This window comes from Candidatus Paracaedimonas acanthamoebae (assembly GCA_017307065.1).
GTDB lineage: Bacteria > Pseudomonadota > Alphaproteobacteria > Caedimonadales > Caedimonadaceae > Paracaedimonas > Paracaedimonas acanthamoebae_A.
In genome coordinates, this window is record JAFKGL010000017.1 from 25,636 (window position 1) to 41,351 (window position 15,716).

A 15,716-nucleotide genomic window follows, 5' to 3' on the forward strand; every position below is an offset into this window, starting at 1 on the left:
AGAGGCATATAGTAAAGACAATGGCACGTAAAAAAATATCCTTAGTTGGTTCAGGTAATATAGGTGGAACTTTAGCGCTTTTAAGCGGGTTAAAAGAGCTAGGAGATATCTTCTTATTTGATGTTGTTGAAGGTATTCCTGAAGGAAAAGCTTTGGACCTTGCAGAAATGTCACCAATTATGGGATTCGATGCGACCATTAAAGGGGGAAACGATTACTCTGAGCTTAAAGATTCTGATGTTGTGATCGTAACGGCGGGTGTTCCTCGTAAGCCTGGCATGAGTCGAGATGATTTACTTGAGATAAATGCGGGTGTTATTCGTGAGGTGGCGCGTAATATTCGACTCTATTGCCCAGAAGCCTTTGTCATTGTTATTACAAATCCTCTTGATGCAATGGTTTGGGTCATGCAGCATGAAAGCCAACTTCCTCCGCATAAAATTGTAGGAATGGCCGGGGAATTGGATGCAGCTCGTTTTCGTTATTTTCTAAGTCAACAATTTGGTGTTTCCGTAAAAGATATTTCAGCATTAGTCATGGGCGGCCATGGTGACACGATGGTTCCTTTAGTGCGTTTTTCATCGGTGGCAGGTATCCCTTTGCCAGAACTTATCAAAATGGGATGGGCAACCCAGTCAGATATTGACAAAATCGTTGATCGAACAAGAAATGGGGGGGCAGAAATAGTTAATTTGTTAAAGGCTGGCTCTGCTTTTTATGCGCCTGCTGCTTCTGCAATTCTCATGGCGGAGGCTTATTTAAAAGATCAGAAACGAATTGTCCCTTGTGCAGCTTGGCTTGAAGGTCAATATGGCGTAAAGGGATTATATGTTGGTGTGCCAGCAATTATTGGGGCTGGTGGAGTTGAACGGATTATTGAGCTTGAGTTGTCTTCTGAAGAAAGAGGAATGTTTGATCATTCTATTGAATCAGTTCAAGCTCTTATTAAGCAATTGAGTTTGTAGATGAAAATTCATGAATATCAGGCAAAAGAATTATTGAGTCGTTTCGGCGTATTAATCCCGCAAGGGCGAGTGGCTTGTACAGCTGAAGAAGCAGAAATAGCGGCTGATCAATTAGGTGGTCAACTATGGGCAGTTAAAGCGCAAATTCATGCAGGCGGGCGAGGAAAGGCGGGTGGCGTTAAGCTTGCCAAGACAAAGGACCAAGTAAAAGAGTATGCTCAAACTCTTTTAGGTTCCTGTTTGGTAACGCCTCAGACGGGCCCCGCGGGGCAACTGATAAGACGTATCTATGTTGAGCAGGGCACGCCTATCGCGAAAGAATTTTATTTTAGCATCTTGTTAGACAGAGCATCTTCAAAGATTATGTTGGTATTTTCCGAAGCGGGAGGCACTTCGATTGAAGAAGCCGCTGCTCACGATCCTACAAAAATTTTTACTGAAATTATTGATCCTTTAGTTGGTTTCCAAGCGTTTAATGGAAGAAAATTGGCGTTTGCCGCAGGAATAGAAGGGAAAATAGTTCCGAAGATCATTTCTATGATGGAAGCTTGTTACAAGGCATTCGTTGCCTTGGATGCGACGCTTATTGAAATTAATCCTCTCATTATTACGACTGATGGAGAACCTTTAGCATTAGATGCCAAAATGATGTTTGACGATAATAGCTTGTTCCGACATCCAGAGATAGAGCAATTGAGAGACCTTGCAGAAGAAGAACCGACTGAAACGGAAGCTGCTAAAAATGGATTGAGTTATATAAAACTTGAAGGAAATATAGGGTGTATGGTCAATGGGGCCGGGCTTGCCATGGCCACGATGGATGTGATTAAACTTTACGGCGGAGAGCCAGCTAATTTCTTAGATGTGGGGGGCGGAGCGCCTCGTGAACGCGTTATTACAGCGTTCAAACTTATTCTGTCGGATCCCAATGTTAAGGCCATTTTAGTCAATATTTTTGGTGGTATTATGCGCTGTGACATCATTGCAGAAGGAATTGTGGCGGCAGCTCGAGATGTGCAAATTCATGTGCCCTTAGTTGTGCGTTTGGAAGGAACAAATGTTGATAAAGGTAAAGTGATTTTAGCGCAGTCGGGTCTTTCTATCATTGCAGCAGAAGATTTAGCAGATGCGGCTCAGAAGAGCGTCGCGGCGGTTAGAGGAGTTGTTTAAGATGGCAATTCTCGTTGATTCAAATACGCGTGTTATCTGTCAAGGATTTACAGGGGCTCAGGGAACTTTTCACTCGGAACAAGCGTTAGCGTATGGCACAAAAATGGTGGGCGGCGTAACCCCTGGAAAAGGGAATACAACGCACCTTAATCTGCCTGTCTTTAATACGGTTGAAAGAGCTGTTAAAGAGACGGGAGCGACTGCAAGTGTGATTTATGTGCCACCCGCGTATGCAGCTGATGCTATTTTTGAATCCATCGAGGCTCAAGTGCCTCTTGTTGTTTGTATTACTGAAGGAATTCCCGTCTTAGATATGCTGAAGGTCAAGAGAGCGCTTGTGGGATCTAAAACACGTCTGATTGGCCCGAATTGTCCTGGAATTATCACCCCGGGAGCTTGTAAAATTGGGATTATGCCTGGGCATATTCATCGACCCGGTAAAGTTGGGATTGTGTCCCGTTCAGGCACATTAACTTATGAAGCTGTTTGGCAAGTGACTCAAGCTGGGCTCGGGCAATCAACGTGTGTGGGAATTGGCGGAGATCCTATTCATGGTCTTTCATTTGTGGATTGTCTTGAGATGTTTTTTCAAGATCCTCAAACTGAGAGTATCATTATGATTGGTGAAATTGGTGGCACAGCTGAAGATGAAGCTGCGCGTTATATCCAGAACTCCTTGATCAAAAAGCCAATCATAGGTTTCATCGCAGGTGCAACAGCCCCAGAAGGTAAGCGGATGGGGCATGCTGGGGCTATTGTATCAGGGGGAGATGAAACAGCTGAAAGCAAAAAATCTCGTCTACGGCAAGCAGGCGTGATGGTCGTAGATTCGCCTGCGGAGATGGGAAGATGCTTCTTAAAATTTTGAAGTAATACAGTATAAAGTCTGGTTATTTATGTTTCCTAATAAAACACGTAGCTAGGCACAAAAGGGGTAACTTCATTAGGCAAAAAACCAAGAGTTATTAGTTATTTAATAACCCTTGGTAATTTTCTTTAAGATGCCATTAAGAAGCCTGTTTGTGTAAGATAGTTTACATGTTCATCAAAAGTTTCCTCAGATAAAGCTCCCTGTTGTACTGCTAACTGAGCAATACGAAGGTATCTCTCAGAAGTAGGAACATGACCAGTTAAGGCACCTGCGTATAGATAGCCAAGCGGAGAGCCAGCCCCATATTCTATGGCATTTAAAAAGCTTTGGTATGCAGAGGATATATTTCCTGAAGACAAGAAAAGTCTACCTTCTTGAAGGTATTCTTGTGCATTTTCACTATCTGATTTCATTGAAGCTAAAAAGTTGCTCTTTAATTTCGAAGGAAAGTTTTCATTTTGAAACTCTTCACTTTCACTTACTGATGAACCATAAGCACCATAAATAGTTGTCATGAATGTTAAAAGGAGAGCGGGGAGGATACTTTTTTTCATTGAGGGCCTTTCACTTATTATATCAATTTCCCCCAACTGTCATAAAGTTATAATTAATCTTAGCTTTTAGTCAAATATTTTATTTTTATGGGCGCTTTTTATGTTTTTGAAGTGATGTTAATTGTTTGTTTTAATTTTAAATAATTTTTTTATCATTTTATCTTTTTTGCATATATTTTATGTACAAATGGGAAATTTATCTTTAATTTTATGGTTTAGATTTTAAGGGAAAAATTATGAAATATTGGACTTGCGAAGAGGAGGTTTTTTTGTGATTAAGGCATAGGGCAAAACACAAAAGTTAATAAAAAATTACGATAATATTAACAAAACATTAACATTTGATTAAAGAAATATTAAGAGTATCAAAAAATGAGATATTAATTTTTTGTCGCAATAATTTTAAAAAATATTTAAAAATCAATAACTTTTTGCTTGAAATTTATTTTTGGTTTGTTAATCTAAAATCAGAAACGGTAACCGGGGGTTACCAAATCGCCACGAAAGTTCCATGTCAAGTTTTGGGGAGAGCTTTTAATTGAACAAGGTGCGCTAAAGATCTAAGGATCAACCCCCGTTAATTTTTCATCGATAGTATCTTTATAATCTTTTCATATAAGTTTTGTACAAAATTAAGATTAAATTTATCTTCTAATCTTGTTTCATTTTTTAAGAATTTCTTTTAAGGCAAAGCTAGTTTTTTGGAATGAAATCTTTGAAGAGCCATCTTGGCTATTTATCCTTTAAAAGAATTGTAAAATTAAAAAAACGCGCTAGACTCAAAACTATTTAAAATTTTACGGATCATCAATACATTCACTGTATGATTGGAAATCTAATTGGTACAAAGTAAGAAATAAGATAAAGAGATACAAATGGAGCCTTCACAAACTCTAGCCACTTTTCTAACAGGCTCAAACGCCATTTTTATCGAAGAGCTTTTTGAGCGTTATCTTAAAGATCCTGCTTCTGTTGACGTTAGTTGGCAATCTGTTTTTGCTGAATTTGCTCGCAATCCTTCCTCTTTTTCTGCGGCAAAAGCGGAGTCTCAAAAACCTCTAAATATTCAAGAAGATAGCTCTTTCAAGGTGTCTGAAGAGGAACAAGAACAGGTAGTTCCTTCAGCTTCCGGAGTTATTCCTCAAACGACGATCGATTCAATTAGAGTTTTGATGCTTATTAGAGCCTATAGGGTGCGTGGGCATTTATTTGCAAAACTTGATCCTTTAGAACTTGAGAGCCCTAAGACTCATCCTGAGCTTGATCCATCAACTTACGGTTTTAGTTCAAGTGATTTTGATCGAGAAATTTTTATAGATGGCGTTTTAGGGCGAGAAAAAGCAACCTTACGAGAAATCATAAAAATTTTACACCGGACTTATTGTGGACCTATCGGGGTGGAATTTATGCATATTCAAGCTCCTGATGAAAAAGCGTGGATTCAAGAACAAATAGAAAAATTTAGAGGGGCCATTTCGACAGAACGCAGAAAGCGTTGTTTGCACGCCTTGACAGCTGCTGCAACCTTTGAAAAATTTTTACAAACAAAGCACCCAGGGGCGAAACGATTTGGTTTAGAGGGAAGTGAGAGTCTTATCCCATTGCTAGAAGTCATTTTAGGAGAATCTGGCCATTTGGGAAGCCGCGAAGTTGTTTTAGGAGTGGCTCATCGGGGGCGTTTAAATATTTTAGTTAATATTTTAGGAAAAGCTGCTCGCTCTATTTTTAGTAAATTTCAAGGAAAAACCCAAGAGCTCGCTCATGGTTCAGGAGATGTTAAATATCACTTAGGAGCTTCAGCTGATCGAGCCTTTGAAGAAAAAATATTTCATCTTTCTCTTGCTGCAAACCCTTCTCACCTTGAGGCCGTGAATCCAATTGTTGTCGGAAAGGTGCGAGCTAAACAAAAGCGTCGTGGAGATGCAGCAAAATCGGCCGTTATAGGAGTTCTTATCCATGGAGATGCTGCTTTTGCAGGACAAGGTCTGGTTGCTGAAACATTGATGCTATCAGATCTCAGAGGGTATCGAACGGGGGGAACAATCCATGTTATTATTAACAACCAAATAGGATTTACAACTTCACCTGCTTTTTCACGTTCTTCTCCTTATTGTTCAGACGTCGCAAAGATGATCCAAGCGCCTATTTTCCACGTCAATGGGGATGATCCTGATGCTGTGATGTTTGTGGCCACGCTTGCCGCTCAATACCGCGAAAAATTTAAACGTGATGTTGTCATCGATATGTTTTGCTATCGTCGTCACGGGCATAATGAGATTGATGAACCTAGTTTTACGCAACCTCTTATGTATAAAGCGATCGCTAAACGTCCTTCAGTTCATCTGTCTTATGCTGATAAACTCATCACTGAAGGAATTATAGAAGAAAACTATAAGAGCCTTATTTTACAAGAGCTTGAGGCTCAGTGGCAGCAAGAGTTTTTGGCAGCACAAACTTTTGAAGGTGAGAAAGGTGAGTGGTTAGAAGGGATTTGGAGCGGCTTCAATGCCCAAGATAATCTTGCAGTTGCTAAAACAGGAATTTCACAAGAAGTGATCGAGGAAATAGGTAAGGCTCTATTGAGGATGCCAGAAAATTTCTCCCTCCATCCACGTTTACAGCGTTTCTTTTCAGCAAGACGCGCGATGTTTGAGACAGGGCAAGGATTTGACTGGGCAACAGCTGAAGCGCTCGCTTTAGGTTCCTTGTTATGCGAAGGGACGCCCGTCCGTTTAAGTGGTCAAGACAGTGGACGAGGGACATTTTCCCAACGCCATGCAGTCCTTTATGATCAAGAGAACGGAGTTCCTTATATCCCTTTAAATAATGTTCGAGTCGTTCAAGAAGAAATAGAAATTGTTGATAGCCCCTTAGCTGAAGCTTCAGTTCTTGGGTTTGAGCTCGGATATAGTTTAGCAGATCCTTATACGCTGGTTTTGTGGGAAGCCCAGTTTGGAGATTTTGCAAACGGAGCCCAAGTGATCATCGATCAGTTCATTTCATCAGGAGAGGCCAAATGGCTTCGACTTTCGGGGCTTGTGATGCTATTGCCTCATGGTTTTGAAGGGCAAGGACCTGAGCATTCGTCAGCGCGTCTTGAGCGTTACCTACAATTATGTGCTGAAGATAATATGATTGTTGCGAATTGTACGACACCGGCTAATTATTTTCATATTTTAAGGCGCCAATTAAAGTGGAAGACTCGAAAACCACTTATTATCATGACGCCTAAATCTCTCTTGAGGCACTCGTTAACAATTTCTGCCCAAGAAGAATTCACTCAAGAATCCTATTTTAATGTGATTTATTCAGAAACGGATGATCTTGTTGATGATCTCAATATTAAGCGCGTTATCCTATGCACAGGAAAGATTTACTATGATTTGTACCAGGCTCGTCAGGCCAAAAATATACAAGATATTGCTTTAATTCGGATTGAGCAGTTATATCCGTTCCCGCATGAAAAATTGGTTCAAGAACTGAAGAGATATTCTCAAGCTGAAATTATTTGGTGTCAAGAAGAGCCAGAAAATATGGGAGCTTGGACCTTTATTGATCGGCGTATCGAAAAAGTATTAAGGGAAATAAAAGGAGCATATTTACGTCCTCATTATGTTGGTCGTCCAGAAAGTGCTTCGCCAGCAACAGGTTTTTATGAACGACATGAATATGAACAAACTTTATTTATTGAGCAAGCTTTAACAATTAATAACTAGTGGGAAAGTCTTATGATTAAAGAGATAATCGTTCCGCCTTTAGGGGAATCAGTAACTGAAGCCACAATTAGTCGTTGGCTCAAGCATGTAGGGGATAGCATTAAATTAGACGAGCCTCTTGTTGAACTTGAGACTGATAAAGTTACAATCGAAATCAATTCACCTCAAACAGGTGTCTTAAGTGAAACTCGATTTTTACAAGGGCAACAAGTTAAAGTAGGATCTGTTATTGGTTTCGTCGATTCTGAAATTCCTGAAAAGTCCCAAAAAGAAACACAGATTAAAGAAGATATACAAGAATCACCGCAATCTTCTTCCAGTGATCAGAGCGTTTCTCAACCAAATCAGTTTTCTCCTGCAGTCAGAAAGATGGTTGCAGAAAATAATATAAATCCTTTGGATATTCAGGGAACTGGTAAAGCAGGGCGCCTTATAAAAGAAGATATTCAACATCATCTTGACGATCATGAAGCAAGGACATCTTCTCACTCGATACCAACACCAGAAACTCAAGCATCTACATCAATCTCTCAAACTGTATACCGTCGTGAATTGAGTCATGTAGAGCCAGAAAAACGCGTTAAGATGAGTCGTCTTCGTCTGAGAATTGCGGAGAGACTTAAAGAAGCCCAAAATACAGCAGCGATGCTTACAACTTTTAACGAAGTTGATATGACTCAAGTCATGATGGCGCGGGACTTATATCGAGACAAATTCGAGAAGAGATATGGTATCCGGTTGGGAATGATGTCTTTTTTTGCAAAAGCAACTATTGCCGCTCTTCAAGAAATTCCGGCCTTAAATGCAGAAATCCAAAGAGATGAGATTGTTTACAAAAATCATTATGACATAGGGGTGGCTGTTTCAACACCAAATGGTTTAGTTGTGCCCGTGGTACGAAATGCAGATCTTCTTAATTTTTCTGAAATTGAGCTCATGATCGCAGACATGGGGCAACGTGCTCAAATAGGTAAGCTGACTCTGGATGAGCTTACAGGGGGAACTTTTACCATTACAAATGGGGGTGTTTTTGGCTCTCTTATGTCAACACCTATTATCAATCCTCCTCAAACAGGCATTTTAGGAATGCATAAGATTGAGAAAAGGCCTGTTGTTATCAATGATCAAATTGTCATTCGACCCATGATGTATATTGCCTTGACATATGATCATCGGATTATTGATGGGCGTGAAGCCGTCACTTTCTTAGTACGAGTCAAAGAATATATTGAAGATTTACAACGACTTTTAATTGGGATTTAACCGTGAGCAACACTTCCTTTGATCTTATTGTGATTGGGACAGGCCCTGGAGGCTATGTCGCGGCTATTAGAGCTGCTCAATTGGGGATGAAAGTTGCTTGCATTGATAAACGTGAAATGCCGGGAGGAACTTGTTTAAATATAGGCTGTATTCCTTCTAAGGCTTTATTACAATTGACTCACAAGTTTGCAGAAGCACGAGATAATTTCCATCAACAGGGAATTTTATTTGATTACTTACGAGCTGATCTCTCCGTGATGATGCAACAAAAAGAAAAAATAGTCCAAGGGCTTGTTCAGGGGGTTTCTTATCTCTTTAAAAAGAATAAAATTGAATTTTTTAAAGGTGAAGCTTCTTTACACTCGTCTCACCAGGTTCAGCTCACTTTAGAAACAGGGGAGCTCATACTTTTAGAAGCGAGTAAAATCCTGATTGCGACAGGTTCTATACCAACGCCTCTCCCCGGGATCCTCATTGATGAACAGAGGATTTTGAGTTCGACAGGTGCTTTATCTCTTACCTCTATTCCTCATTCTATGGTTATCATTGGAGGGGGATATATCGGGCTCGAAATAGGATCAATATGGCGACGTTTAGGGTGTGAAATTACGGTTGTTGAGTCTTTAGATCGTATTGTCCCCACTATGGATCAAGAAGCCGGAAGCGCTTTAAAAAAGACCCTTGAAAAGCAAGGAATGCACTTCAAGCTCGCAACGCAAGTTAAATCTGTGGACTCTAATACAACAAATGTTCGGACACTTATAAGATCTGTTAGTGAGTCTAAAGAAGAAATTTTAGAAAGTGAGAGAGTCTTAGTTTCAGTAGGTAGGAAACCTTTTGTTCAAGGGTTGGGACTTGAGCGTTTAGGTATCAGAACAACAGAACGAGGTTTCGTTTCTGTGAATAATCGTTTTGAGACAAATATCCCAGGAGTTTATGCTATTGGAGATGTTATTGGTGGCCCTATGCTTGCTCATAAAGCAGAAGAAGAGGGCATTTCTGCCGTCGAATTTATGGTAGGACAAAAGCCACAACTCAATTACAATGCAGTTCCCGCAGTTATTTATACCACTCCTGAAGTTGCTAGTGTAGGTAAAACGGAGCAAGAACTTAAAGAAGCAAAGATTCCTTTTAAGGCAGGGAAGTTTCCTTTTCAAGCGAACAGTCGTGCTCGTGCAAATAATGATACAGAAGGTTTCGTAAAAATTCTTGCCCATGAAAAAACAGATGAAATTTTAGGTGTCCATATCGTTCATAGTGAAGCAGGGACCATGATTGCAGAAGCCGTTGTTGCTTTAGAGTATAAAGCATCTGCAGAAGATATTGCGCGGATTTGTCACGCCCATCCAACGACCAGCGAAGCCATCAAAGAAGCTGCCTTGAATGTTCAGGGGCACGCCATTCATATTTAAAATCATTAAATTCACGAGGCAGGTAAAGGGATCGGCTTCCCGTTATAGGCTTGAGAGGCTCTGCATTACTTTTGAGTAACCCCCAGTTATGAGCCTATAACGAGAACCCTAAAACACTATCAAACTTACGTAGATGATTTTGCCTTAGCAACACCCACAAGAGCGGGACGTAAGAGTCTTTCATTCAGAACATAGCCTGTTTGTAAAACGCGCGTGACATGTCCAGGTTGATAATCAGTATCTTCTTCTTCAAGCATGGCTTGATGATAATTATGATCAAAAATCTCACCTAAAGGAGAAAGTTTTTTTATGCCATTACGTTCAAGAGCATTCGTAAGTTCACGCTCGGTAATTTGAATTCCTTCAAGGAGAGATCTAAGAGTTTCATCACCTTCTAATTTTTCTGCAGGAATATTCTCAAGGGCGCGGCTTAAGTTGTCGGCGACGCTTAGCAGATCTCGGGCAAAATTAGTAATCGCGAAACGAGAAGCATCTTCTTTTTCACGTTGCGCTCTCTTTCGAATATTTTCGCTTTCAGCCAAAGTTCTCAAAAGCTGATCTTTAAGCAGATTTCTCTCTTCTTCTAAAGAAGCTTGGGCAGACGTTTCGGGTATGTTTTCAGTCACAAGTTCTTCATCTTGTGAAGAGAGAGCTTCTTCTAGAGAGGGAGAAGCTTCATCTTGTGGAAGGTCTATAGAGTTAATTTTCTTATCTTCTTGGTTCATTTTATCCTCTTTAACTTAATGAACGGCTAATTAATTGAGCCGTATAATCAACCATTGGTATAATCCGGCCATAGTTCAAACGAGTAGGGCCTATGACGCCAATAGCTCCAACAATTTGTTGATGGCGATTGTGGTAAGGAGCAACAATCATCGAGCAACCTGCCATTTTAAAAAGACTATTGTTAGAGCCAATAAAAATTTGGATACCTTCTGCGTTTATAGCGGCATCCAGAAGATTAATAAAGTTTTCTCGTGTTTCAAGCTCATAAAAGAGATGACGTAATCGTTCCAAATCATCTAAACCTTCAACATCTTCTAAAAGATGAGCTTGGCCTCGGACGATAAGCGTTCCGAGAATGGGTGGGCCACTCCAGACGCCTAAGCCAGCTTCGACAACTTGTTTAGCAAGGCTATTAAGTTCAGCTTCATGAGCTTCAATTTCTGAAAGAATACTTATTTTGACATCTGAAAGACCTGTATCACAAAGTCTTGCATTGAGGTAATTGGTGGCTTCCATGAAAACAGAATTTGGGAGACCCAAGGGAACTTGAATCAGACGATTTTCAACGTCGCCATCTTCTGTGACAAGGACAACAAGAGCTCTTCCCGGATTTAAAGGTATAAATTCAATGTGCTTTAATTTCGAATCTTGCTTAGGGGCAATCACTAAACTTGCGCATCGGGCAAGACCTGACAGGGAAGAACTAACTTTTTCAAGTAGTTGTGCTAGATTTAACCCTTTTGTTTGGCATTGACTTTCAAGGCTTGCTCTTTCTGTTTCATTTAAGCTTCCAACTTCGAGGAGGCCTTCAACAAAAAGCTTTAATCCTTCCGTTGTGGGGAGGCGGCCTGCTGAATGGTGGGGCGAATAGAGAAGCCCTAAAGATTCGAGTTGCGCAAGGACATTTCGAATTGTAGCTGGGGACAGAGAAGAAGAAAGGCGTTCAGAAAGCGTACGTGAGCCAATAGCTTCGCCTGTTTGACAATAAGACTCAACTAGGAGGCGAAAAATTTCTCGTGAACGTAAGTTCAATCTCTCAAGCATGACGAATAATACTTTCCATTTCACCTAGAAATGTAGTAACCCAGAAGCATAGAGTCAATATTTACGTGGGGAGAAAAAATGCGTCCTTCTGGTAGATCAACATCACAATTAAGAGATATAAGGTTAGAGCCGAATTATGCGAAATATGCGGAAGGGTCCTGTCTGGTCCGATTCGGCAATACACACGTCCTTTGTACAGCGACGATTGAAGACAAAGTCCCTCCTTTTGTAAAAGGAACGGGAAGTGGATGGATTACAGCTGAATATGGGATGTTGCCTCGGGCAACTCAAGTTCGCACAGATCGAGAAGCCGCTCGAGGAAAGCAAACAGGTCGCACGCAAGAAATTCAACGTTTAATAGGGCGCTCTCTTCGCTCTGTTCTTAATTTGACGGCCCTTGGTGAAAGACAAATAAAGATAGATTGTGATGTCATTCAAGCTGATGGTGGCACGCGCACTGCCTCAATTACAGGAGCTTATGTGGCTCTTCATCAAGCCATTGATAAACTATTAAAGGGGGGAACTCTGAAACAAAACCCTTTAGTCGATCAAGTTGCAGCAATCTCTTGTGGAATTTATCAAGGTCACCCCGTACTTGATTTAGATTATGATGAAGACTCACAAGCAGAAGCTGATGCTAATTTTGTGCTCACGGGAAAAGGACAGATCATTGAAGTCCAAGCCACGGCTGAGAAAACACCTTTTGACCAGCATGATTTTGAAGCTTTGATGGAGTTAGCACGTTCTGGCGTTGATAAGCTTGTTGTGTTGCAACGTAAAGCTCTTGGGTTAATTTAACTCGTTTAAAAGAATAAATTATAAGGAAGTTTTCCAAGTGAAAGCTTCCTTATTAATGAGTGGTGTTTGTCCTCTTCTTAAAAAAATTATTTTTCTATTAATAAGTCAGTAAGCTTATAGCGGTAAGATAAAGATAAGAAAAATAATAAAAGGGGGCAAAAAATGGATGGGTTTCGCTTAGAAACACTTGAAATTCTGGATATCATTAAGGCAACTGGAACGATTGGCTATACATGGGATCTAGAGCGTGATTTCATAGATTGGCGAGGTCCTTTAAACCTTCTTTTAAGTCCTGAAGCTCCTTTTAAATCTGGAAGTAGTTATCATAATTCTTTATCTCCTCATAATTTTTATAAGCGTGAACAAGCTCTCACAACTTTAAAGCCTATTACGAATGAATATCAATGTGCCTATATGCTGACGTTACCTGACTATAAATTGTGTCCGGTTCTAGACGAAGGTGAGGTATTTTTTGATAGGAATGGACAACCTTACAAATTACAAGGGACGCTTACCTTTTTAGAAGATAATCTTCTCGGGAACATTGATCAAAATCATTCCGGATATGATGCTTTAACAGGCTTACCTGAAAAAGAACTCATGTTAGAGACCCTCTCTTGTTTTATTGATCAGGCAATTATTAATCATCAAGGGGGAGCCTATATTGCTCTTACTATTGATCATTTAGAATATATCACATGTCATTTTGGAGTGCAGGCAACAAAAAACGTTATTCAAAAAGTTGGAGAAGCCTTACGGGGAACCATCCGTTTCGATGATTTTATTGGAAGATCGAATGGATGTGGCTTTGGGATTATTTTAAAAGATTGCGATCATTGGGGCCTTATTCGGGCGTATCAGCGCATCGCTTACGCCATTCAAGACTTAGAAATTTCTGTGCAAGATCAGCGCATTGAAATTCTTGTTTCGATGGGAGGGGTTGTCTTTCCGCGAGAAGGTTTTACACCCGCAAAGATCATGGCAAGAGCTGAGCGCTATTTATTTGAATCTCAACAAAGTCACGATATACAAGCGGCGACATCGTCTCAATCAAGTTCTTATTTCCCTCGTTCTTATCGAGCTCAGCAAGGAACACTTAGGCATACAGATAAACAAGTCTTACAAGCTTAATTTTTCTCTTCTTGTGGCGAGGCATTTGTAACTTTGTCGACAATTGTTTGAGTGAGAGATTTTCCAGCAATGAACTCATAGATTTTGCTGCCGATGACGACAAATTTCCCCCCTGGGACAAAGATGACAATAGCAAGGCGTGCAGCACCTTTTGCAAGATTTATCTTTTGTTGGTAAGAGGTTTTTTCAGGGGTATCTTCTTCCATTTTGGAAGGAACACCATGCCACCAATGTGTTGCACTATCATACCCTAGGTACTGATAGACAAGATTAACAGCTGTTCTGATTTTTGTGGCACCGGGGACAAGAGCAAGGGCTGCGCCAATTGCTTCAGACGTTTTTGTGAGTTCTTTTCGCTTTTGATCAAGAGGATCAACTTCAGCTTCTTGAGAGGAATCTTGAGGGAGTAAAGCATGGAGAGGCGTATCAAAGCCCGATTTAGCAGAAAGTGTGTTGACACCGACAAGAACTTCAGGTGGTAAAATGCATGGGGCTAGGCTTTGAGTAACATCATTAATGACATAAGGTGCAACAAACTTAACGGCTTTTGTAACTTTTTCTAGGAAAGAAGGAGAATCAACTTCTTCACCATTCTCTTCTTCAATGGAGAAGGTGGCAATCAGAGTCTCATCTTCTTGATAATAGATCTCAAGACCTTGTAAAGTCTTAGCCCATTGTTGGACAAATATTTCATCATCTGAATCTTTCAAATGAGCGTGGAAAGAGAAGGGTTGCTCTCCGGAGCCCCATCTTCCTTTATAAGTATATTTTAAGATTAATTTGCTTGGATCTGTTGAATCTATGCGAGGTATTGTTGTTGAACATTTAATTTCAAGTTTTGCTCTTTCCCCAAAGATACCGTCACTTATGAGAAGATTTTTTGGAAGAGTATTTTTGATAGCAAATCGATCTGTAGTTGAATAGGTAATATTATCACGTACAGTTTTTCCGTGTTCCGCGAGTTCCTCAAAGAAAGAGAGCGGGAGAGTATCTGGTGCATAGCCTCTAACTTTAAGAAAAGTTAAACCTCCCATTTCATGGATATCTTTAAGATCACGCGGAGGGCTTGCATACGTTGTATTAAGGTATGAAAAGGTGAGTGCGACAATGAGTTGTGTTAAAAACCTTAAAGACATTATGGTTCCTTGATAAATAAGCTTCTTTCTTCTTAATATAGGTGACATTTTGACAATAACAAGAGCTTAAACTGCACAGGAATGTTGCAATTTTTACATACAACTCAAAAAAATTAGATGTAAGAAGATATTTAGCTTTAAGGCTGAATGTAACTTAGAAATTCTTTTTATTTATTAAGGTGCTTACAAATGAATCCATCAGCCGCATCAGAGATTAATCTTAAATAGAGGTGTGGCAACGTCAGCAGGCCATAAACAAGGGGGATGTTTTGTAATAAAACACCCAATAAAAATCCAACAAGAAAGATACATATTGTTCCAGGAAGAGATGTAAGTAGAAAAATCCCTGCGATTCTTAGGACGTGTCCTTTCGATAAACGCCATGTATGTCGGATAGGTTTTTTATAATCTAAAGCAGCATTAGCAATAACTAGGGAAGTACGAATACAAATATAAGGTACTGTAAAAAATAAAATAAAAATCATAGTGGGATTTAAAAAGTAACGCGTCGTATCTTGAGAAGAAATAAACGGGAAAATTTTAGAAGGAATAATAAAGAAAAGTGATACTAGTGCGGCTAATGCTAAGAAAACTCCTGTTGTAAGCGTAAGTATAGTTAGGAGTATTTTAAGGGTGCGGAGACTAAAGAGGGTCTTAAAAAATTCTTTTCCGATTTCTTCTTGTTTTACTATGGCTCGGGTTACCTTAATGTTCAAGGGGAGTGTAAGAAGAAAAAATAAGAATTGAGAGATCGATAAATAAAAAAGAGAGTTTGTATTGAATATTGTTTTATTTATTAAAGACGGAAAGGCATGAAGTAAGATTATAATTATGCTACATTGAGCAACTAGAGGGAAGATTTTTTTTGCCTCAATCCAAATGAAACTGTAAGCAGCTTTTGTAATTTGAAGAACGGGTAATTTTTGCACT

13 protein-coding genes are annotated in these 15,716 nt (G+C 39.9%); 8 read left to right on the forward strand and 5 right to left on the reverse strand.

The annotated features are described in order from the left end of the window. Positions 1-20: 20 nt before the first annotated feature. Genes mdh through sucD form a run of 3 tightly spaced genes read left to right on the forward strand, consistent with a single transcriptional unit; the run spans position 21 to position 3,003 of the window. Positions 21-965 carry a malate dehydrogenase gene (gene mdh / locus J0H12_04355; GenBank protein MBN9413137.1) on the forward strand — a complete coding sequence of 315 codons (945 nt, stop codon included), beginning with the start codon at positions 21-23 and terminating at the stop codon, positions 963-965. After that, positions 966-2,135, forward strand: coding sequence for an ADP-forming succinate--CoA ligase subunit beta (gene sucC, locus J0H12_04360; GenBank protein MBN9413138.1), 1,170 nt, complete (start codon positions 966-968; stop codon positions 2,133-2,135). It abuts the gene before it with no gap. 1 nt (position 2,136) lies between these two features. Then, on the forward strand, positions 2,137-3,003 hold the full coding sequence (gene sucD / locus J0H12_04365) for a succinate--CoA ligase subunit alpha (protein ID MBN9413139.1): 867 nt from the start codon (positions 2,137-2,139) through the stop codon (positions 3,001-3,003). Between the two features lie 128 nt (positions 3,004-3,131). Here the strand turns inward: sucD and J0H12_04370 are convergent, their stop codons facing one another. Continuing rightward, on the reverse strand, positions 3,132-3,560 hold the full coding sequence (locus J0H12_04370) for a hypothetical protein (protein ID MBN9413140.1): 429 nt from the start codon (positions 3,558-3,560) through the stop codon (positions 3,132-3,134). An 875-nt stretch (positions 3,561-4,435) separates the two neighbouring features. On the opposite strand from J0H12_04370, the gene J0H12_04375 reads away from it, so the two are divergent. Genes J0H12_04375 through lpdA form a run of 3 tightly spaced genes read left to right on the forward strand, consistent with a single transcriptional unit; the run spans position 4,436 to position 9,951 of the window. After that, positions 4,436-7,276 carry a 2-oxoglutarate dehydrogenase E1 component gene (locus tag J0H12_04375; protein MBN9413141.1) on the forward strand — a complete coding sequence of 947 codons (2,841 nt, stop codon included), beginning with the start codon at positions 4,436-4,438 and terminating at the stop codon, positions 7,274-7,276. 12 nt (positions 7,277-7,288) lie between these two features. Then, positions 7,289-8,539 (forward strand): 2-oxoglutarate dehydrogenase complex dihydrolipoyllysine-residue succinyltransferase, encoded by a 1,251-nt coding sequence (gene odhB / locus J0H12_04380; GenBank protein ID MBN9413142.1) that lies wholly within the window; start codon positions 7,289-7,291, stop codon positions 8,537-8,539. 2 nt (positions 8,540-8,541) lie between these two features. Continuing rightward, a complete protein-coding gene (gene lpdA / locus J0H12_04385; GenBank protein MBN9413143.1) occupies positions 8,542-9,951 on the forward strand; it encodes a dihydrolipoyl dehydrogenase in 1,410 nt (469 codons plus the stop codon). A gap of 125 nt (positions 9,952-10,076) precedes the next feature. On the opposite strand, the gene grpE is transcribed toward lpdA, so the two are convergent. Both grpE and hrcA read right to left on the reverse strand, forming a co-directional pair. Continuing rightward, complete coding sequence (gene grpE, locus J0H12_04390) at positions 10,077-10,676, reverse strand: nucleotide exchange factor GrpE (GenBank protein ID MBN9413144.1); 600 nt, start codon at positions 10,674-10,676, stop codon at positions 10,077-10,079. Positions 10,677-10,686: 10 nt separating this feature from the next. Continuing rightward, positions 10,687-11,721, reverse strand: a complete 1,035-nt coding sequence (hrcA, locus tag J0H12_04395) for a heat-inducible transcriptional repressor HrcA (GenBank protein MBN9413145.1) — start codon at positions 11,719-11,721, stop codon at positions 10,687-10,689. Between the two features lie 78 nt (positions 11,722-11,799). On the opposite strand from hrcA, the gene rph reads away from it, so the two are divergent. Together rph and J0H12_04405 are read left to right on the forward strand one after the other, a co-directional pair. Then, positions 11,800-12,519, forward strand: coding sequence for a ribonuclease PH (gene rph, locus J0H12_04400; GenBank protein MBN9413146.1), 720 nt, complete (start codon positions 11,800-11,802; stop codon positions 12,517-12,519). Between the two features lie 162 nt (positions 12,520-12,681). After that, on the forward strand, positions 12,682-13,650 hold the full coding sequence (locus tag J0H12_04405) for a diguanylate cyclase (protein ID MBN9413147.1): 969 nt from the start codon (positions 12,682-12,684) through the stop codon (positions 13,648-13,650). On the opposite strand, the gene J0H12_04410 is transcribed toward J0H12_04405, so the two are convergent. Together J0H12_04410 and J0H12_04415 are read right to left on the reverse strand one after the other, a co-directional pair. Continuing rightward, positions 13,647-14,786: a hypothetical protein gene (locus tag J0H12_04410; GenBank protein MBN9413148.1), complete on the reverse strand. Its 1,140-nt coding sequence runs from the start codon at positions 14,784-14,786 to the stop codon at positions 13,647-13,649. The two genes, J0H12_04405 and J0H12_04410, sit on opposite strands and share 4 nt — an antisense overlap. Positions 14,787-14,953: 167 nt before the next feature. After that, positions 14,954-15,715 carry a hypothetical protein gene (locus J0H12_04415; protein ID MBN9413149.1) on the reverse strand — a complete coding sequence of 254 codons (762 nt, stop codon included), beginning with the start codon at positions 15,713-15,715 and terminating at the stop codon, positions 14,954-14,956. Position 15,716 lies beyond the last annotated feature (1 nt).